Below are 20,410 nucleotides of genomic sequence, written 5' to 3' on the forward strand. Positions count from 1 at the left end.
GTCGTCGTGCCCGCCTCCGTGCGGGCATTTTTCAATTCAAGAGAGCGCCACAGGCGGTCTTTCCTATAAAGTAAAAACGAGAAGAGGCATCATCGAATGCCTCTTCTTTCCTATTATAATAATGAATTAATCTTCATCATCATAGTATTCGTCTTCATCCTCATCTTCGTCAGCAAAGATATCAGAATAATCAAACAAAGTTACCTTGGTTATCTCATCCTTTACAATGTCAGGAGCATCTCCTTCTTTCTTTGCTTTCGCAGCAAGCTGCGCCGGTGAATATCTTGGGATTGCCAGTTTCTTGATCTCAACTGGTTTATCCTCTTCTTCCTCATGAATCTCCGGAGCTGCTTTCTTCTTCAGTGCTGCCTTCTTAGTCTGTGTTGCAGGCTTAGCAGACTTCCTGACTGGTTTGGAGTCTTTTGCAGTAGCTGCTGCTACTTCTTTCTTCAGAAGTTCATGTGCTTCACTTGTAGCACTCTGTACAGCTCTTTGTGGCGCTTCCTCTTCCTCTACATCAAAATCATCTTCATCGATTTCATCCACAAAGCCACCGGTACGGATCTTACGCTTCTCTTTCTTGCTGCGCTTGCCCTGAGCTTTGATTTCACGCTCTTCATCACGGTACTCACGCTCTTTACGCTTTTCTTCTTTCTTCAGCTCTTTACGGCTCTTCACGTATCCTGGTTCTGTATCCTCCGGATAGTCGTCATAATCATCCAGATCTTTTTTCCAGAGTTCTGCGATTACATAAAGAATAATCAGAAACAAAACGGTAAGCCCAAGAACAATCAGACCCTCAATACTCTTGGTAGCTGCCATCAGATATCCGATAAACGGAATTGTTACAACAATTTTCGGAAGGTAGCTTCCAATTGCCACATTAATCGGCTGTCCCTGAGAAACAGTTGGATCCATAGCAGTACCTGTACCATTTGCAACATCAGCGCTGGCCAGTGTATAGCGATACACTGCATTCTCATCATTTACAAGGATCGGTGTACCCAGAGCTGCGTCCTCGGTCTTAACCGGAATTGCATATGTAACAGATCCCATTGCCAGATTTGACTTGACTGTGGAGTCGTCTCGGATTTCAGTAGTCACTCCAAAGAATGGAGGAACCGCTAATGCAACCACACAAAGTATGGTACATATTACAACAAAATGTACTATAAATTTTAGAAATTTAGACATTGGTAACCATCCTCACTTTTTACGGCAGCCTTTACTGGTTGCTCAGATACTGTTCAATACTGCTCATCGCAGCTTCTTCATCTTCACCATTAGCAGAAAGTGTAATCTCCTCACCGGCGTCAAGTCCCAGTGTCATCATACCCATAATACTCTTGGCATTCACTTTCTTCTTGCCTACTTCTACATAGATTTCACTGTTGAACTGACTTGCCACCTGTACCAGCTGTGCAACGGGTCTGGCTTCAAGTCCTGTGGTCAGGTGAATGGTGATTGGTTTTTTAATCATAATAACTCCTCCTTGTTTTCCCTCAGGTCATCTGCAAGCAGGCTTAATTTACGAAGCCGGTGATTTACTCCAGACTTTCCAACCTGTGGGTTCAACATCAATCCTAGTTCTTTAAGTGTTGCTTCCGGATACTGCAGCCGCAATCTGGCGATCTCCTCAAGTCCTTCATTCAGACTCTCCAGGCCCACCTTTTCCTCAAGAAGTCTGATATCCTCGATCTGCTTCACTGCTGCATTAACCGTCTTATTTATGTTAGCAGTCTCACAGTTTACCTTCCGATTCACAGAATTACGCATCTCTTTCAGGATACGGATATTCTCCAGATCCATAAGAGCAACATTTGCTTCCATAATAGCAAGCATGTCTACGATCTGTGCGCCTTCTTTCACATAGAGTACATAGGACTTCTTACGCAGAACCATCTTGGCATCTATATGAAAGCTGTGAATGATTTCCTGTAGCTGCCCGCTGATTTCCCGGCTGGGACATACAATTTCGAAATGGTATCCCTTCTGCGGATCACTGATCGAACCTGCCGAGAGAAAAGCACCGCGTACAAACGCCCTTTTGCAACAATCCCTCTGATATACAATAGAATTGGATACAAGTGGCATTCCTCCGCTCACTCCCGAAAATTCCAGCTTGGCAGAATCCAGTATTTCCTTTACCAAAACCTGATCAATAATGGAAATACAATAAAGATTTCCCTTTCTGAAACAGTCAATCCGGGAATTTGATACATCTGTCTCTATATTAAATGTTTTTTGCAATAATGTAAAGCCTTTTCTTGAAAGTGCCTCATTTTCTGTCTGGATACGCAGGGATTTTCTCCCATCAGTTCCAGCCTCCAGGCTGCCGCAGAAAGTAAAGATTGCAGCCAGTTCCGCAATCCTGCAGTGTCTTCCGGAGCCGATATGCCTGGAAAGTTCTTCTTTCACCATCCCTGAAAAAGACATTCCGCGATCTCCTCTTTCTATTTTTTCAATAGGCGATCTTTATCCACATCTCTGTGCTCCAATCGAAAGCCATATTCACCATTTCTGGCGATCCGGCTGTACAACTCCCTTGCAATGGTAACGGAACGGTGCTTGCCCCCTGTGCAGCCAACTGCAATTACAAGGCTTGTTTTACCCTCCTGTGCATACTTAGGTATCAGGAACTCCACCATATCTTCCAGTTTATTTGCAAAAATCCTTGCAGTCTCATTATCCATTACATAATTAAACACGCTCTCATCCATACCGGTAAGGGGACGTAATTCATCCTCATAATATGGATTCGGAAGAAAACGCACATCAAATACCAGATCCGCATCTGCCGGAATTCCATACTTGAATCCAAAAGACAGAACCGTAACCATCATATTACAGAATTTTTCGTTATTTACAAAAATCTTCTCGATTTCCTGGCGCAGTTCTCTTGTAAGAAGGTGACTGGTATCAATAATATAATCAGCTCTCTTGCGAAGAAAATCCATTTTCTGACGTTCCAGACGGATTCCGTCATCTACCCTGCCGTTACTGGCAAGCGGATGGCTGCGTCTGGTCTCCTTATAACGCTTTACCAGCACGGAATCTTCTGCATCCATAAAAAGAATCTCAAAATCATATCCAGCTTCTTTCATATGGTCCAGAACCTGTGCCAGTTCTTCCAGAGAGTGACCGCTTCTGGCATCAATACCAAGAGCCGCATTCTGGACTCCCTCTTCATGTACTTCCAGCATCAGGGAAGCAAATTTCTCCACCAATGGAATAGGAAGATTGTCCACACAAAAATAGTGGGCATCCTCCAGCATTTTCAGCACAGTAGACTTACCTGCGCCGGAAACGCCTGTAACAATTACAAATCGCATAATTCATCTCCTGCCGGGCAAAACAGTGTCACTGCTCACGGCCTGACCAGTAGCAGTAAAACGGACTCTTCTGCCTCTTATGTGTCTTAAATCCATTCCAAAGGACTCTTTATGGATCTAGAATTCTCCCAGAAACTTCACCTCTGGTTCAAGCTTCACACCAAATTTCTCCATAACAATTCTTTGAACGTCAGACATCAGTGTGGTAACATCTTTCGCTGTGGCATTTCCTGTATTGATCACGAAACCGCAATGCTTCTCAGAAACCTGGGCACCGCCTACCTGATAGCCTCGCAATCCGCTGTCCATGATCAGTTTGCCTGCAAAATAGCCCTCTGGCCGTTTGAAAGTGCTTCCTGCACTTGGATAAGAAAGTGGCTGCTTGCTGGTTCGCATCCCTGCTAGCTCCTGCATACGGCTGCGAATCTCCTCCTGATCACCCTTTTCAAGAGAAATGACAGCTTCCAGAACAATATAGCCTGCTTCTTTTATCACACTGGTTCGATAACCCATGTGAAGTTCATCTGCCTGCAAGGTCAGGACTCCGCCCTCTGGAGTAAGAACCGTGACTTCTTTCAGAACATCCTTCATTTCTCCGCCATACGCTCCTGCATTCATCACCACAGCGCCGCCTAAGGTTCCCGGAATTCCCCCTGCAAACTCAAAGCCAGTCAGCGATGCCTCTCTTGCAGCTGCAGCAATTCCAGATAAAAGAGCTCCTGCCTGGGCATGGATCCTGCTGTCTTCAACTCTGATCTGTCCAAAGTTTCTATACAGCTGCACTACTACTCCCTGATAGCCCTTGTCGCTTACAAGAAGATTGCTTCCATTTCCAAGAATAAAATACGGAACATTTTTTTCCTTACAAACAGCTATGATTTTCTTAATCTCATCAGCATTCTCCGGTACCAGAAAGAAATCTGCCGGACCGCCAATTCGGAATGTAGTATGCCTGCTCATAAGCTCCGCTTCCAGTATCCGGTTATCTTCCAGAATTTCCTGGAACCGCTGTTTTAAATTTACATTCACAGATTTACATCCTCTATCTTTCTATACTCAACTTTTCTATCAAATGATATCTGCGCCAATCCTATTCTTTCCATTGCCGCATCGTTTTATTATACTATTTAACTTCACAAATGTACAGAAAAAACGCATATTTTCCAAGATTCTTTCCATACTAAATGTTGTTATGACAGTTGCAAAACAACAAACTTTTCTCAGCGACAGGTTCGTTTCGTGAAAGGAGATCTCACCCATGCTCCAGCAAATTTTCCTATCCATAGTTGGCTTCTGCTCTGGAATCATCATCGCAGGCGGTGTAGTTGGCCTGCTTATCGGTCTTTCCATCGTTCCCCGCTATGCCGGTATCACTCATACAGGAAAACATATATTGTTATATGAAGATATTACGCTTCTTGGCATTGTATGTGGCAACCTTTTTTTCCTCTATGGCTGGCACATTCCAGGCGGAACCTTTACTCTGCTCCTTTATGGACTTTTTTCCGGTATCTTCCTGGGCGGATGGATCATGGCACTTGCTGAGATGGCAGATGTTTTCCCCATCTTTTCCAGAAGGATCAAACTGACCAATGGAATCCGATGGGTCGTGATCGCAGTGGCCTTCGGAAAAGCTTTGGGATCTTTGTATTATTTTTATAAACGGTGGTTTCCCTGAATTGCGTAAAAAAATCAACGCAGCTAATTTTCTATAATAAATAAGAAGGAACGTTTTTACCAGACTTTCCTTTTTTATCCTTCTTTGACACCTTGGCGCTTTCTTCTTTATTTTCTCCGGTGATTATCGGACATTCATCTGACAGGTCACGGTACCATTTCCGATAATCTGCAGGAGAACAGCCCATCTCTTTTCGGAAAGTCTCTGAAAAATAGCTTGCTCCTGCAAAACCATTTTCCACTGCAATATCTCCCATGGAAGCTGTCTTCTCCAGAACTGCATCCATACTGTTCCAAATTCTGCATTTCTGCAAATATTCGAATGGAGTCATCTCCATATGTTTCTTAAAGAAACGGCAAAAATCACCAGTGCTTACCTGACATGCTTCTGCCATAGCAGAAAGAGTCAGTTTCTCGTTACAATGCTCAGTGAGATATCCTGTCATACGATTCAGTTTCACCCGTTCTCTGATCACTGCATTCTTACATTCCGGACGCGGCTGGGCAAATTTCTTATAAAGACTTCCCCATGCAGTGAACAGCCAGCTCTTCATATCCAGTTCATAGGCCATATCCCTGCCTTCTGCTGTCTGCGCAGCGGCGAGAAGTGCCTGAAGAAGAATGTCTTCATCTGTATCTTCCTCAGCTGACGGCATAAACCTGCAATAAGCGAAGGATTCTGCTTCTGCAACCGGTGAAATATATTTATTCTGAAGGCTCTCATCTCCAGCTGCCAGATACTCTCCAGCCACCTCAATTATATAAAAACTGCTGCTTTCCTTCTCACTTCTGACCAGACGATAGGACTGTCCTGCATTGATAAATAACGCCTCGCCAGCTTCCAGATCTACTTTTTCCTGATTTATCTGACACTGTATTTCTCCTTCTTCTGCCAATAGAAAAGTGAATGCATTCCCACTGATGCATGGCATATGTCCAAATTCCGGCTGAAGCAGTCCCAGCTTATAGATTCTGATCTTATTCTCAGTTTCCTCTGTAAGGAGCTGTACTCCCTTCCCTATAAAATATTTTCCCATAAGGTACCTCTCTTCTTCGGTTTATAATATGAGGCTACTGTCATTCTGTTTATGAGCAATAGCATCATCTTCCGTAATAACTATAACAATACTATCATGATAGTATAAATTCAGCTAAAAAGAAAGTATATTTCACATATTTTTTCACATAATAATAGAAACCAAAAGGTTACTGTACTCTAAGCAAGCAATTCCATTCATCATAGCTACAGGAGGCATTTATGAACAGTTCCATACCAAAAGCAAAGCAGAAACAATACGCCGACTATGTAAAACAGATCACCCCTACCCACAGTCTTCCCATGAACATGGCAAAGGCTTTTCTCACAGGCGGTGTAATCTGTGTCGTTGGGCAGATTATAACAAATTTTGCAAAATCCAGAGGATTAGACCAGGATATGGCCGGTACCTGGTGTTCTGTTACCCTGGTTTTCATCAGTGTTATTCTTACTGGATTTAATATTTATCCAAAGATTGGAAAATTTGGCGGAGCGGGAAGTCTGGTTCCAATCACCGGTTTTGCTAATTCCGTAGCCGCCCCTGCCATTGAATATAAAACGGAGGGGCAGGTCTTTGGAATCGGCTGCAAGATTTTCACCATTGCAGGTCCTGTAATCCTTTACGGAATCATGAGTTCCTGGATTGCCGGAGTGATCTACTATCTTCTGAAAATAATGGAGGTGATTTCATGAATCCACAGACACCAGCCAGACTTACCGGTTCTGCCAGTATGAGCTTTCAGAATCCGGTTTACGTTATAAGCTGTGCTTCTGTAGTTGGAAAAAAGGAAGGGGAAGGACCTCTTGGAAGCAAATTTGATCTGGTCTGCGAAGAACCTATGTTTGGAGAGGCTACCTGGGAAGCTGCGGAAAGCACCATGCAAAAAGAAGCAGCCGCATTGGCCCTTGGAAAAGCCGGACTTACTCCAGGGGATATCCGCATGACCTTCGCAGGTGATCTTCTGGCTCAGACTACCGCCTCTTCCTTTGGAATTGCCGGAATGGGAATCCCATTTTACGGACTTTTCGGTGCATGCTCCACCATAGGGGAATCCCTCTCTCTTGGCGCCATGTCTGTTGCAGCCGGATACGGAGAACATATTCTCTGTGCCACTTCCAGCCATTTTGCCAGCGCAGAAAAAGAATTCCGATTTCCTCTGGCTTACGGAAACCAGCGTCCTCTCTCAGCCACGTGGACGGTTACCGGGAGCGGTGCCTGTGTTCTCTCCGGAACTTTGCCTGTTCCGGAAATCCCGGAAAAGACTGAGTCGCTTATTTCAGAAGAAGGATGTGTCCAAATAACAGGACTTACCACTGGAAGGCTGATTGACTTTGGACTTAAGGATTCTCTGAACATGGGTGGATGCATGGCACCTGCCGCCTGCGATACCATTTACCGGAATTTTTGTGACTTTGGCCGAGCACCTGATGATTACGATGCAATCTTCACCGGAGACCTGGGAGCTGTTGGAAAACGGATCCTACTGGATCTGTTAAATGAAAAAGGATATGATATAGAGTCCATTTATCAGGACTGTGGGCTTTTAATCTTTGATGGTGAAACACAGGATACTCATTCTGGTGGAAGTGGTTGTGGGTGCAGTGCATCTGTGCTGGCTGCCTATATTCTGCCGGAACTGGCAAAAGGAACCTGGAAAAGGGTGCTCTTTGTTCCTACAGGAGCATTGCTTTCCAAAACAAGTTTTAATGAGGGAGATTCCATTCCGGGGATTGCACATGCGGTAGTGTTAGAGCATGTTTCAAAAAAAGATCAAAAGCAGTAAACTAAATAATTGTGCGTACTTCCTGTATAATTGCAATCCTATAAACCGTACTGTATTAATTATAATCTGTCTCTACCAACTATCTTTGTCTGTATCTATGAGGAGATGATTCCATGGACTATTTTAATGCATTCTGGGTAGGTGGCCTGATCTGCGCCCTTGTCCAGATTTTACTTGATAAAACCAAACTTATGCCCGGACGTGTCATGGTTCTTCTGGTATGCACCGGCTCTATTCTTGGCGCCATAGGCATTTATCAGCCTCTGATTGATTTCGCCGGTGCCGGTGCTGCTGTGCCACTACTTGGTTTCGGGAATACACTATGGAAAGGTCTGAAAGAAGCCATCGACACAGATGGTGTCATCGGGCTTTTCACAGGAGGCTTCACCGCCTGCGCAGCTGGTGTCTCTGCAGCCCTGATTTTTTCTTATCTGGCAAGCTGGTTTTTTAAACCGAAAATGAAAGAATAACAACGTACTTTATCCTTGCCTGTAACCAACATTTTTTGCAATGGGAGTGAATTTCATGAGTGACACACTATACATCCAAACCAAAGAAAACGTGGAGGTTCATCACCCCCATGTCTATCTCCAGGACATTGCTAAGCTATCCTGCACCAATTCCAAAATTTTAAATCACCTGCGGGTTCTCCCGGTAGCAAACCTGGATCCGGACAAGACAGGCAGGTATGTGATTTCTGTTATGGATCTTATAAATGATATCCAGCTCAAAGAGCCTGATCTTGCTATTACGCATATTGGCGAACCAAACTTCATCATCACCTATCAGAAGGAAGGAACTGTCAATATTGTTATAAGATGGTGCAAAGTCATATTTGTCTGCCTCGCCACCTTTTTCGGTGCAGGCTTTTCCATTATGACCTTTAACAATGACGTAGACATCCCCGCTCTATTTGAGCAGATCTACACCCAGGTCACCGGACAGCCCACAACCGGCAATACTGTCTTGGAAATCTCCTACTCTCTCGGTATCGGTCTTGGTGTCCTGTTCTTCTTCAACCACTTCGGTAGAATAAAGCTCACCGACGATCCCACACCTATGCAGGTGCAGATGCGTCTGTATGAAGATGACATAAATACCACGATCATTGAAGATATTTCACGAAATAAAGAATGACCGCTCACAGTAAGTTACTGTTCACTCCGTGACCAGTAACACGCTTCGCGATGCACAGAAATCATGCATTCGCATGATTTCGCGCCGCAATTTGCACCAAGCCGTTGCTATTTTTATAAAAAAATGATACTATATCTTTATGTGAATGCTCTCTGTGAACACTTTTCCACAGGGAGCTTATTTTACCAGAAGAGGAGACACATCATGAACAATTACAGAATGGGAACAAAATGTGTTCAGGCCGGATATAAACCGGGAAATGGTGAACCAAGACAGATCCCGATCATTCAGTCAACAACATTCAAATACGACACCAGCGAGGATATGGGAAAACTTTTCGACCTTGAAGCTGAGGGTTATTTCTACTCCCGCCTTCAGAATCCTACCTGCGACCATGTTGCAGCCAAGATTGCTGCAATGGAGGGTGGAACTGCAGCTATGCTCACTTCTTCCGGACAGGCAGCCAATTTCATGGCTCTGTTCAATATCTGTGAGTGCGGAGACCACATTGTGGCTTCTTCTTCCATTTATGGCGGAACCTTCAACTTAATCTCTGTTACCATGGCCAAAATGGGTATCACCGCAACCTTTGTTTCCCCAGATGCTACTGAAGAAGAATTAAACGCAGCTTTCAAGCCAAATACCAAAGTTATGTTCGGCGAAACCATTGCGAATCCGGCACTTACCGTCCTGGATATTGAACTTTTTGCAAAAGTTGCTCACGAACATGGGGTTCCCCTTGTAGTCGATAACACCTTCCCTACACCAGTAAACTGCCGCCCCATCGAATGGGGTGCTGACATTGTTACTCACTCCACCACCAAATACATGGACGGACATGGTGCAGCATTAGGCGGTGCTATAATTGATGGCGGTCACTTTGACTGGATGGCGCACAAAGACCGATATCCAGGACTTTGCACGCCAGATGAGAGCTATCACGGAATTACATATGCTGAGAAATTTGGAAAAGAAGGCGCATTCATCACGAAATGTACCGCTCAGCTTATGCGTGATTTCGGTTCCATGCAGTCCCCGAACAGTGCTTTCATCCTGAATCTCGGACTGGAGTCCTTGCATGTACGCATGCCGAAGCATGTGGAGAATGGACAGGCTGTAGCAGAATTTCTGGAAAGCCATCCGAAGGTAGCTTACGTAAATTACCCTGGACTTCCATCTAATAAATACTATGACAGAGCGAAGAAATATCTGCCAAACGGCGGCTGCGGTGTTGTCTCCTTCGGTCTGAAGGGCGGCCGTGAAGCAGCTTCCACCTTTATGCAGAACTTAAAGCTTGGCGCAATTGAGACTCACGTAGCAGATGCAAGAACCTGCTGCCTGAACCCTGCCACCTCCACCCACAGACAGATGACAGACGAGCAGCTCATTGAAGCTGGCGTACCGGCAGAGCTGATCCGTATCAGTCTTGGTCTTGAGGATAAAGAGGATCTGATCGCGGATATTTCCAATGCGCTGGATGCAATTAAATAATTGCATGCTTTCCACAATAACGGATTGAAATTATAGAGTTTTACACTTTTTATAACTATTCCTACACATAAATCCCCATAACAGACCTTAAATTTGATCTGTTACGGGGATTTTTCTTTTCCTCACTAAAGCATATACCACGTCAATTATTTTCGATGGAGAACTGCCATGTTTTTTTTCCATATTATTGAACTTCGAATAAGCAATAACTTCTCCATCTCCATTTTTACATTTTTACATTTTTACAAATGCTATACCAGAATTTTTTATTGTAATTCCAGGACAGGTATGATACAATTTATCCGGTTAACGGAATGCAGTGCCAGGGGGAGCGCCCTTGTGCTGCGGTCAGAATTTGTGATGACGAAAACCAGATTGCGAGGGAGCCCGTAGGTCCGGGTTGAGAGGATCCCGTCAGGATCGACCGAAACCTGTTCACCTGTTTTTTTGCAGGTGGATTGTCAGCATCTGCTCGAAAGTCATTTTCGATACATGCTGGGAGGCATGTATTTTTATTTACATGAATAATGAGCCCTTCTCACCATGGCATATTTGAGAGTCCATTGCTGTAATCTCTATTCCCAGCTTTGCAGAAAAATTTTTTCAAACATTCTATAGTAAGAAATTGGGCAATTTTCTCGTTATAACCGACTTCCAGCAGAAATAAAGTTACTGCCCATTTTATTCGCAGCGATTCGCTTTGCGTCATATTTCAAATGCGCAGTAACACATTATATGATCAAACAAAAGCATGGAGGTATTTCACTATGAAGAAACACATTGTATCCGCACTTTCCCTGGCATTATGCCTGGGACTTACCGTTGGGAGCACTGTCACTGTTTTTGCAGAGGACACCAAAACCATTGATTCTCTGAAGATTGCATTTTCCCCATATGCAGATTCCGACACCATCACCACTGCTACAGAGCCGCTGGAAGATTTACTGAAGGAAACATTGCTCACCAAGGGGTATGACGTGGAGAACGTGGACATGACAGTAGGTACAAGCTACACCGCTGTTGGCCAGGCTTTAAGTGCAGGAAGCGCAGATATCGGATTTATTTCCGGCGGAAATTACGTACTTTTCTCTGATGACTGTGACGTTCTTCTTACCGCCCTTCGCTATGGAATCAACAAAGATTCTGATGATCCGAAAGATTGGAATGATGGTACAATCGAAGAAAACACCGATGAGATGTCTACCTATTACCGTTCTATTATTCTGGCAGGTCCAAGCGAAAAGGGACAGGCTTTACTGGAAAAGGTAAATAACGGCGAAGAGCTTACCTGGGATGATCTGAACGATGCTACCTGGGCTGTTATGGGACCAACTTCAGCTTCCGGTTATATTTATCCAAGCTTATGGCTGAACGAAAAATATGGAAAGGGAATCAGTGATCTGGCAAATGCGGTAGAATCTGATTCTTATACAACCTCTCTTGCACGTCTGGCTTCCGGACAGGCTGATGTGATGGTTTCTTATGGCCACATCCGTACCAAATACGCACCGGAATGGAAAGAGACCTTCGGAGGTACAGATGATATGGTAAATCAGACTGGTGTAATCGGAGTTACAGATAAGATTTACAATGATATGATTGCCTACAGCAAAACTTCTGAAGTTATGCAGGATGAAGATTTCCGCCAGGCGCTGGGAGATTCCTTTATTGAGATTGCGAATACGGACGAGGGAAAAGATATTATCAGCGTGTTCAGCCAGGTTGGATATGAATGGGGCGATGACTCCAATTACGATGGCGAGCGCGAGGCGCAGGAGCTGCTGAAGTCTATGGAATAGACTTCAACTTTTCTGAATAGTTACAAAATATTTTAAACTGCCGGGGCAGATTATTTGCCTCGGCAGTAGTTTTAAACGAGGTCAATTTTATCTATGAATTTACAGATTCAGCATATCGCAAAAAAATTTCATAATGGCACAAAAGCCCTGATAGATGTGGATTTCCGCGTCTCGCAGGGAGAGTTTGTCTCGGTGATCGGGCCTTCGGGGGCGGGGAAGACAACGCTCTTTCGCATTCTCAATGGAATGATGGAGTGCACTGGCGGACAGGTGCTTCTGGATGATAAGCGCTTTGATTCTCTAAAAGGAAGGAAAAAACGTGAACTGCAAAAATCCATCGCAACTATTTATCAGGACTTTTGTCTGGTGGAGAATTCTACCTGTCTGAAGAATGTGCTGACTGCCGGACTTCCGGATATGGGATTTTTCCAAGGCGTGTTTGGACTTTATGGAAAAACACGTAAAGAAGAAGCTCTGAAACTGCTGGATCGGGTTGGACTTCTGGAAAAGGCAGAGGAACCGATTAAGAATCTGTCTGGCGGACAAAAGCAAAGGGTGGCAATTGCAAGAGCACTTATGCGGCACCCGGCGATCCTGCTGGCAGATGAACCGGTGGCGTCTCTTGATCCAGTTACCGGGAGACAGATTCTAGGGTTGCTGAAGAGTATTCATGAGACGGATGGTGTCACCATTTTAATGAACAGCCATAATCTGGAATTCTCCCAGGAGTTCTCCGACCGACTTATTGGTCTGAAAGATGGCAAGGTTGTATTTGACGGTAAGACTGCTGATCTGACTGATTCTATCACTACACAAATTTATAACAAAAATGATACTCAGATAGAGAATAAGCGAGGTGTCGCTTATGAATGATAACAAAATAAGCAAAAATTCCATTGTGGCAAAATTTGCTGTTCCAATTTCTTTTCTGATTTTGTTTTTCCTTGCAGCAAATTTCACAGACTGTGACCTTGTAACTTTCTGGAAACGAAGGAACCACCTCACCGACTTGGTCGTGGATATGATCCCGCCAGATTTTTCCTATATTCAGAAGATCCTGCTGCCACTTTTTTACACCATTCAGATGTCTGTTACCGGAACGGTACTTGGCATCTTTTTTGCCCTTGTACTCTCGCCTTTTGGCGCTGCAAACTTAGGATTTCCAGCTGTAATACGACGGATACTTAGAATTGTAATCCAGATTCTCCGTTCTTTTCCAGCCTTGATTCTGGCGCTTACTGCTACCTTTCTTTTCGGGCTTGGAACCTTTGCAGGTACTTTTGCCATTACCTTGTACACCTTTGCCATTATGACAAAACTTACCTACGAGGATGCAAGTGCCGCCGATGTAAAAGCTTACCAGGCACTTCGGGCTATGGGTGTTTCAAAGTATGTGGCTTATATCCATGGAATTTTACCAGAGATCATTCCTGGCTTTCTCACCAATGCACTTTACCTGTTGGAAACTAATGTACGGCACAGCTCCATTTTAGGATATGTGGGAGCTGGCGGTATCGGACTGCTTCTCAATGAGAAGATTTCCTGGTTGGAGTATGACAAAGTGGGGACCATTCTGCTGATGCTGTTTCTAACAGTGTGTGTGATTGAATATTTCAGTCGGTATCTGGCCGCCTTGATACGAAAAGAGCGCACAATAAAAAAAGAGCAGGCCAGACTGCTGCTTCTGTTTCTGGCTGCCCTGTTTCTGATCTGCACGTTTACCCTTTCCCTGCCGGATTTTTCCAGAACCAGTCCACAGACTTTGCGAAATATGTTTGCTGGCTTTCTGCAGCCAGACTGGAGCTTCTTTTTCTCGGCTGAAAAAGATGGGCTTGGGTATCTTTTACTGGAAACAGTGTGCATTGCTTTTATTGGAACGGTAATCGGAGCCATTGTATCTGCACCGCTGGCTTTTCTAAATACCAAACGTTTCGTACCTGCTCCTGTGTCCTTTCTTTTTAACCTGGTGATCATGGTAATCCGTTCGGTGCCTTTTCTGGTGTATGGACTGATTTTCATCCGGGTATCCGGGCCAGGAGCTTTCACAGGAGTGCTGACATTGGCCGTATGCAGTATCGGACTTCTCACCAAAAGATTTACAGAAGCACTAGATGCCCTGGACCCTCGTCCCTATCATGCGCTGCTGGCCATGGGGGTCCGTCCTCTTCCCGCCATCTGCCACAGTGTCCTGCCGCAGCTGAAGCCTGTTTTCACCTCTATCATCCTCTACCGGTTTGATGTAAACATCCGTGAAGCTTCCGTTCTCGGTCTGGTAGGCGCAGGCGGAATCGGAGCGCCCCTTATTTTTTCCATGAATCAATATGCCTGGGAAAAAGCTGGTGCAATCATGCTGGGATTGATTCTGTTGGTGTGGTTTATCGATATGGTATCTGAAAAAATCGGAGCTGGAAATTGATGGCCAGCTCCGATTTTCTGTCTTCTGGATCCTGTTTAAAAAATCTTTTAAACCTCGTCGTGAAATTTCCAAAGACTTTCAAGGGATCTTTTCATTCTGTTATTTTTCTAATTTTCTATAATTCTCAGCCTTATCGTACTCCTTATGCACGCCATCATCCTCGTACAAAGTATAACTGCTGCCTTCATATCCCAGCATAGTGAGTTTGGAAGTATCAATATCCTTCACACACTCCGCAGCCTCTGCAACCGGAATACACTTACCACTACGGATAAACAGAGGCACTTCATTTAAGGCAACCTCCACATAATGAACGCCCTTTTCCAGAATCTCCTCAGAAATACTTCCGTCTGTCAGAAATTTCACAAACTTCATTTCTTCCGGAAGGTAAACATAACGCCCTCTTGCGTTCTGCTCGTAAACCGGTGCGATCATAATCTCATTTCCAAGGATCAGCTGGTCTTCCACCCGGATTGCCATCTTATCATCCGGATAAACAAAGCCAAGTGGTTTGAAATACATATCATCGTTTAAAACGGCCTTCATGTATTCGCTGTACAGATACGGAACAAGGCGGTATCTCGTATTTACCACATTTCGGAAATCCTCAACATTCTCAAACTGATAGCACTCTTGCTCTCTTGTTCCGATTGCGGAATGGTTACGCATAAGCGGAGTAAATACCCCAAGTGCCATATGGCGAAGCACCAGGTCTCTTGTTGCATCCGCACCAAATCCGCCAAGATCTGCTCCTGTGTAAAGGAATCCGCACATATTCAAAGACGGCAGCATTTTCAGGTTCAGAAGAATGTGTGACCACCAGGATTTATTGTCTCCCATCCAGATTCCGCCGTAACGGTGCATTCCAATATAGGAGGAACGGGAAAACATCAGGAAACGCTTCTCCGGATCAATGCGGTCGAATGCTTCGCCTGCTGCTCTTGTCATATTGTAGCCAAACAGGTTATGTACCTTGTCGTGACGGATCTTTTTGCCATCCACATTATGATAAAATCTGCGGTAATCTTCTGGGTTGTTTGCGAGTCCGTTTAGCTCGCCCTGCATTTTCCAAATGTGGATCTTACCTTCTTTATCCTGGGAAAACTCTCCGGCAAGTTTCTTCGCCTCTTCCATTCCCTCTGAGGAATAGAAAATAGCAGGCTCATTCATATCGTTCCAGAAGCCTTCAATCCCCTGGCTAATAAGGAAGCTGTATTTGTCTCCAAACCACTTTCTGGCATCCTTGTTCAGAAAATCCGGGAAATGAGTATCCCCCGGCCATACGGCTGCCACGAAATCACTTCCATCCTCCCGCTGGCAGAAGTATCTTTTTTCCACACCTTCCTCGTAAACCTCATAGCCGCTTTCCACTTTTACACCAGCATCAATAATAGGGATCAGGCGTAGATCCTGGTCTTTCATCTCTTTTACAAAATCCGGGAAATCAGGGAAATTCTCCGGATTCAAAGTAAAATCCTTATAGGAATCCATATAATCGATGTCCATGTAGATCATATCCAAAGGGATGTGATTCTCACGATAGCCGGCTGCCACCTTGCGAAAATCCTCCTTGGTGGTATATCCCCATCTGCTCTGTCCGAAACCAAATGCAAATTTCGGGGGAATATAGCTGCGTCCGATCACATGGCGAAACTGCTTTACAATATCATAGGCAGATTCACCTTCAATCACATACACACTCAGATCTGCATCTGCGCATGTCACTTTCAGGGTGTCCATTCTGGTATATCCAATATCAAAGGTCAGTTCAGAAGGGTAGTCGAAAAACAGTCCAAATGTTGTCTTTCCGCTTACAATGATAAAGTTGTGGGCACCATACAAAGAACGCTTGTCTTCCGTATGGTTTGGATCATCGGTACAATTGCTGATATAGCAGTATCCTCTTTTATTGATGCCGCGGTTGGCTTCCCCAAGTCCATAAACAATATCATCCTCATCCATCACATATGTAAAATCAAAGCCCTTTTCCAGGCTGATTTTTCCATAAGGAAAAGCGCCATTCGCTGTTTCAATCTTCTCTGTTACTGCCTCCGTATCAAAAGGAGCTCCGTATCTGTATTTTCTGATCATAACAATCTTCCTCGTCTTTCAAAAAAGAGGCAAAAAATTTTGCCCCTTTAAGTCTGGTTATGCTGCTGTCCGTTTCTCGTCCAGTAACCTGTTTATTTATATAACACAAATGCCTCATAAGGTTTCAGCACGATTTTACCCTTAAATACTTTTCGGTCAAGGTTTGTAATCAGGCACTGGGAACCTTCAAATTCTGCAGGAACTTCAAATTCTGCCGACTGCTGGCTGAAATTGCAGACTGTAAGAAGTCTTTCCTCATCCAGCTTTCTCATATATGCGAAAATCTGATCATCCTCACGGCAAAGCGGTTCAAACTCACCGTACACAATAATATCTTTCTCCTTGCGAAGAGCGATCAGTTTCTGATAATAATGGAAAATGGAATCCGGATCATCCAACTGACTGGCTGCATTGATTTCTTTACAGTTCGGATTTATTTTAATCCACGGCTCTCCATCTGTAAAACCTGCTTTTTCTGAACCGTCCCACTGCATAGGTGTTCTTGCATTGTCACGGCTTCTGAGCATCAGACATTTCATCATGTAATCCGGCTCCATCAGCCCTGCATCTGTCAGCTCTGTATAATACTGAATGCTCTCAATGTCCTTATAATCTTCCAGCTTATGGAAATATGCGTTTGTCATGCCAAGCTCTTCCCCCTGGTATACATAAGGAGTTCCCTGCATCATATGAAGACAGGTTGCCAGCATTTTTGCAGAAGTTTCTCTGTATGCCGGATTGTCATTTCCAAATCTGGAAACGCTTCTTGGCTGATCATGATTTCCCAGGAAAAGACTGTTCCATGCTTTTCCCTGAAGTTCTTCCTGCCATTTGATCATCGTCTTTTTGAAAGCCTTAAAGTCATATCTGTCAGTGGTCCATTTACCAAACTCCGCATGCGGGGAAGCATCTTCAACATGTTCAAACTGGAACACCATATTCAGCTCGCCACTTTCTTCCCCGGCATATTTCTGTGCCTCTTCAATGGTAACACCAGAAGTTTCCCCAACTGTCATGATATCATATTTAGACAATACCTCACGATTCATTTCCTGTAAAAATTCATGGACCCGCGGACCGTGAACGCAGTATGGACCGAAATCTCCATACAGGCCGCTTTTCACTTCTCCATCCGGGAAAGCCTGATCCTTGGAAATCATACTGATCACATCCATACGGAAACCGTCGATTCCCTTGTCACACCAGAATTTCATCATATCGTAAACTTCCTGGCGCACTTTCTCATTTTCCCAGTTCAGATCCGGCTGTTTTTTGGAAAACAGGTGCAGGTAATACATCTGTGTCTCATTGTCGTATTCCCATGCAGAACCGCCGAATACACCGCCCCAGTTATTTGGCTCCTTTCCGTTTACCGGATTTTTCCAAATGTAATAGTCACGGTACGGATTATCCTTGGACTTTTTGCTCTCCAGAAACCACTGATGTTCGTCTGAAGTATGATTTACAACCAGATCCATCAGCACCTTGATTCCACGTTCATGCGCCTGAAAAAGCAGTTCCTCGTAATCCTGCATGGTTCCGTAATCTTTGTAAATTCTGCGATAATCTGAAATATCATAGCCATTGTCATCCTGTGGGGACTCCAGCATAGGTGAGATCCACAGAACATTTACCCCAAGTTCCTTCAGATAATCAAGTTTCTCTATAATTCCTCTGATATCACCAATTCCATCCCCATTGCTGTCATTGAAGCTTTTTGGATAAATTTGGTATACAATACTTTCTTTCCACCAGTTCTTCTTCATTTCCTGGCTGTCCTCCTGATATTCTATATTTATTTTCCCACAGAATATTCTTCCCCGGTACATGACCGCAGTGAAATATTCCCATGGCGCGTATTTGTTTTCTCTATTTTACTGCACCGGCTACTACACCATTCATGATCCATTTCTGACAGAAAATATACACGATCAGCACTGGAAGCAGAACAAGCAGATAAGAAGCAAATGCCAGATTATAATCAACAGAAAACTGTTTTTTAAATACATACTGGGCAAGCTGCAGTGTCTGTTGGCTTTCATCACTTAACAGTACCAATGGCATGGTAAAGTCATTCCAGGTCCACATGAAGGAAAGAATTGCTACTGTAGCTGTGGTAGGCTTCAGAACCGGGAAAATGATCCTGGAAAAAATCTGAATCGGATTTGCCCCGTCAATCATGGCTGCTTCGTCAAGTGCCTCCGGGATTGCCTTTACTGCCCCTGTATAAAGGAACGTATTCATAGGAAGACCGAAAATAATGTACAGGAATGTAATTCCGAAAATATTATCCAGGTGAAAAGCATTTGCCTGCACAACCAGCGGAAGCATGATTACCTGGAACGGTATAAACATGGCACTGATAAAGTAATAATACATGAGGGAAAAGAATTTGCTCTTTTTACGGTTTCTTGTGATGGCATAAGCGGCAAAAGAGTTTGTGATCAGTGTAAAAATCAGATTCACCACTGTGATAAATGCTGTATTAAGAAACTTTCTTGGAAAATTTGTCATTACCCAGGCATCTGCAAAGTTCTGAAGTCTGATTTTTCTTGGCAGTGCCAGAATGTTGTTCATATCTGTTGGATCCTTGATGGCAATCATCAGTGCCATATAAAGAGGCAGCAGGATGACAAGTACGATTCCAATGATCAGAAGGATCGTAACAGGCCAGTTGTAACGCTCTTTTACTTTCACTGTATTCTGTTTCATCCTAATTTTTCCTCCCTCTTCTCAAGTACACGCAGCTGGAATACGGAAATCAGTACTACTACAACAAAAAGCATAACCGCATTGGCTGACTGATAAGCGAACTGTCCGCCTCCGAAGCCCTTTTTGTAGATCAATACTGCAATAGATGTTGTGCTGGTTCCAGGACCGCCATCTGTCATAGCCATGATCTGATCGTAAACCATCAGATAACCCTTTGCGGAAAGTACCATATTGATGGTAAAAGATGGTGCCAGCAGAGGGAACGTGATTTTGCTGAATCTTTTTAAGCCGGTCGCTCCATCCAGGTCAGCAGCCTCATATACATCTGTGTCAATGGACTGAAGTCCTGCAATGTAGATCAAGGTGTTAAAAGCGCATCCGATCCATAAGGATACCGCAACAATTCCCCAGATAGCATGATTGGTTCCAAGAATATTTACACTTAAAGCTTTGATTCCAAGGCCTTTTCCCAGCTGTGGAATCAGGTTCGCAAAAATATAGTTGAAAATAAATCCTACGATCAGACTTCCCAGCATATATGGAAGGAAATAAAAAGCTTTGATTGTGTTTTTAAACTTGATCTTTGCATTTAATGCACAGGCCAGTATCAGACTGATCACGTTTACCAGAATAGTAGTGATCACCGCAAATTTGAATGTAAACAAATATGCATTTCCTGTATCCACATCAGAAAACATATGGATATAATTTCGAAGTCCTACAAAATTCCACTCTCCATATCCTCTCCAGTCTGTAAAACTGTACATAACACCTTTTAAGAATGGAATGGTGTGGAAAGTGAAAAACAGAACTGCAAGAATTCCTACATAAATGTAGTAAACCCGGTTAACAGCAGGTTTTTTCCGTGGGGCTTTATTCTTCATGGAATCCTCCCTTATTTTCTTACAAGGCTGCTGTTCACTCAGTGGCCAGCA

At 44.0% G+C, this 20,410-nt stretch carries 19 protein-coding genes; 9 read left to right on the forward strand and 10 right to left on the reverse strand.

All coding sequences use genetic code 11. The annotated features are described in order from the left end of the window. Nucleotides 1–126 precede the first annotated feature (126 nt). The 5 genes from AB5706_RS20625 to murB all read right to left on the reverse strand — a co-directional run bounded on the left by AB5706_RS20625 (nucleotide 127) and on the right by murB (nucleotide 4,361). Complete coding sequence (locus AB5706_RS20625) at nucleotides 127–1,194, reverse strand: hypothetical protein (protein ID WP_302672206.1); 1,068 nt, start codon at nucleotides 1,192–1,194, stop codon at nucleotides 127–129. 31 nt (nucleotides 1,195–1,225) lie between these two features. Then, the gene (locus AB5706_RS20630; protein WP_195409473.1) at nucleotides 1,226–1,480 is read right to left on the reverse strand and encodes an HPr family phosphocarrier protein; all 255 of its coding nucleotides are present in this window, start codon (nucleotides 1,478–1,480) and stop codon (nucleotides 1,226–1,228) included. Then, nucleotides 1,477–2,436: a DNA-binding protein WhiA gene (gene whiA, locus AB5706_RS20635; protein ID WP_368366301.1), complete on the reverse strand. Its 960-nt coding sequence runs from the start codon at nucleotides 2,434–2,436 to the stop codon at nucleotides 1,477–1,479. Before whiA ends, AB5706_RS20630 begins: the two co-directional genes overlap by 4 nt. Nucleotides 2,437–2,453: 17 nt before the next feature. After that, nucleotides 2,454–3,332, reverse strand: coding sequence for an RNase adapter RapZ (gene rapZ / locus AB5706_RS20640; RefSeq protein WP_118581226.1), 879 nt, complete (start codon nucleotides 3,330–3,332; stop codon nucleotides 2,454–2,456). Nucleotides 3,333–3,449: 117 nt separating this feature from the next. Then, nucleotides 3,450–4,361, reverse strand: coding sequence for a UDP-N-acetylmuramate dehydrogenase (gene murB, locus AB5706_RS20645; protein WP_118581229.1), 912 nt, complete (start codon nucleotides 4,359–4,361; stop codon nucleotides 3,450–3,452). A 229-nt stretch (nucleotides 4,362–4,590) separates the two neighbouring features. Here murB and AB5706_RS20650 point away from each other — a divergent pair, with 229 nt between their 5' ends. Beyond that, nucleotides 4,591–5,010 carry a stage V sporulation protein AB gene (locus AB5706_RS20650; protein WP_173716322.1) on the forward strand — a complete coding sequence of 140 codons (420 nt, stop codon included), beginning with the start codon at nucleotides 4,591–4,593 and terminating at the stop codon, nucleotides 5,008–5,010. Between the two features lie 31 nt (nucleotides 5,011–5,041). Here AB5706_RS20650 and AB5706_RS20655 read toward each other — a convergent pair whose 3' ends face one another. Next, nucleotides 5,042–6,046: an AraC family transcriptional regulator gene (locus tag AB5706_RS20655; protein WP_118581232.1), complete on the reverse strand. Its 1,005-nt coding sequence runs from the start codon at nucleotides 6,044–6,046 to the stop codon at nucleotides 5,042–5,044. Between the two features lie 221 nt (nucleotides 6,047–6,267). Between AB5706_RS20655 and AB5706_RS20660 the strand changes: the two genes are divergently transcribed. From AB5706_RS20660 to phnE, 8 genes are all read left to right on the forward strand, one after another. Then, the gene (locus AB5706_RS20660) at nucleotides 6,268–6,738 is read left to right on the forward strand and encodes a SpoVA/SpoVAEb family sporulation membrane protein (RefSeq protein ID WP_118581234.1); all 471 of its coding nucleotides are present in this window, start codon (nucleotides 6,268–6,270) and stop codon (nucleotides 6,736–6,738) included. Further along, nucleotides 6,735–7,829 carry a stage V sporulation protein AD gene (locus AB5706_RS20665; protein ID WP_368366302.1) on the forward strand — a complete coding sequence of 365 codons (1,095 nt, stop codon included), beginning with the start codon at nucleotides 6,735–6,737 and terminating at the stop codon, nucleotides 7,827–7,829. The genes AB5706_RS20660 and AB5706_RS20665 overlap by 4 nt, the downstream gene beginning before the upstream one ends. A gap of 113 nt (nucleotides 7,830–7,942) precedes the next feature. Beyond that, entirely contained in the window at nucleotides 7,943–8,299 is a 357-nt protein-coding gene (locus AB5706_RS20670; RefSeq protein WP_118581240.1) for a SpoVA/SpoVAEb family sporulation membrane protein, read from the forward strand. A gap of 55 nt (nucleotides 8,300–8,354) precedes the next feature. Then, on the forward strand, nucleotides 8,355–8,966 hold the full coding sequence (locus tag AB5706_RS20675) for a stage V sporulation protein AA (protein WP_148461649.1): 612 nt from the start codon (nucleotides 8,355–8,357) through the stop codon (nucleotides 8,964–8,966). Between the two features lie 204 nt (nucleotides 8,967–9,170). After that, entirely contained in the window at nucleotides 9,171–10,457 is a 1,287-nt protein-coding gene (locus AB5706_RS20680; protein ID WP_148461650.1) for an O-acetylhomoserine aminocarboxypropyltransferase/cysteine synthase family protein, read from the forward strand. Between the two features lie 767 nt (nucleotides 10,458–11,224). Then, nucleotides 11,225–12,256: a phosphate/phosphite/phosphonate ABC transporter substrate-binding protein gene (locus AB5706_RS20685; protein WP_148461651.1), complete on the forward strand. Its 1,032-nt coding sequence runs from the start codon at nucleotides 11,225–11,227 to the stop codon at nucleotides 12,254–12,256. Between the two features lie 93 nt (nucleotides 12,257–12,349). Continuing rightward, complete coding sequence (gene phnC / locus AB5706_RS20690; RefSeq protein ID WP_173771794.1) at nucleotides 12,350–13,129, forward strand: phosphonate ABC transporter ATP-binding protein; 780 nt, start codon at nucleotides 12,350–12,352, stop codon at nucleotides 13,127–13,129. Further along, nucleotides 13,122–14,672: a phosphonate ABC transporter, permease protein PhnE gene (gene phnE / locus AB5706_RS20695; RefSeq protein WP_173771796.1), complete on the forward strand. Its 1,551-nt coding sequence runs from the start codon at nucleotides 13,122–13,124 to the stop codon at nucleotides 14,670–14,672. Before phnC ends, phnE begins: the two co-directional genes overlap by 8 nt. Nucleotides 14,673–14,771: 99 nt before the next feature. Here phnE and AB5706_RS20700 read toward each other — a convergent pair whose 3' ends face one another. The 4 genes from AB5706_RS20700 to AB5706_RS20715 form a co-directional block, all read right to left on the reverse strand. Then, on the reverse strand, nucleotides 14,772–16,763 hold the full coding sequence (locus AB5706_RS20700; RefSeq protein ID WP_368366303.1) for a TIM-barrel domain-containing protein: 1,992 nt from the start codon (nucleotides 16,761–16,763) through the stop codon (nucleotides 14,772–14,774). Between the two features lie 92 nt (nucleotides 16,764–16,855). Continuing rightward, nucleotides 16,856–18,529, reverse strand: coding sequence for a glycoside hydrolase family 13 protein (locus AB5706_RS20705; protein WP_173771800.1), 1,674 nt, complete (start codon nucleotides 18,527–18,529; stop codon nucleotides 16,856–16,858). 103 nt (nucleotides 18,530–18,632) lie between these two features. Further along, nucleotides 18,633–19,475, reverse strand: a complete 843-nt coding sequence (locus tag AB5706_RS20710) for a carbohydrate ABC transporter permease (protein ID WP_173769318.1) — start codon at nucleotides 19,473–19,475, stop codon at nucleotides 18,633–18,635. Then, nucleotides 19,472–20,359, reverse strand: a complete 888-nt coding sequence (locus AB5706_RS20715; RefSeq protein ID WP_118581263.1) for a carbohydrate ABC transporter permease — start codon at nucleotides 20,357–20,359, stop codon at nucleotides 19,472–19,474. Before AB5706_RS20715 ends, AB5706_RS20710 begins: the two co-directional genes overlap by 4 nt. Nucleotides 20,360–20,410: the final 51 nt, after the last annotated feature.

This window comes from Ruminococcus sp. RTP21484sp1_RTP21277st1_D2_RTP21277_210401 (assembly GCF_040924225.1).
In the GTDB taxonomy this organism is placed as follows: domain Bacteria; phylum Bacillota; class Clostridia; order Lachnospirales; family Lachnospiraceae; genus Blautia_A; species Blautia_A faecis.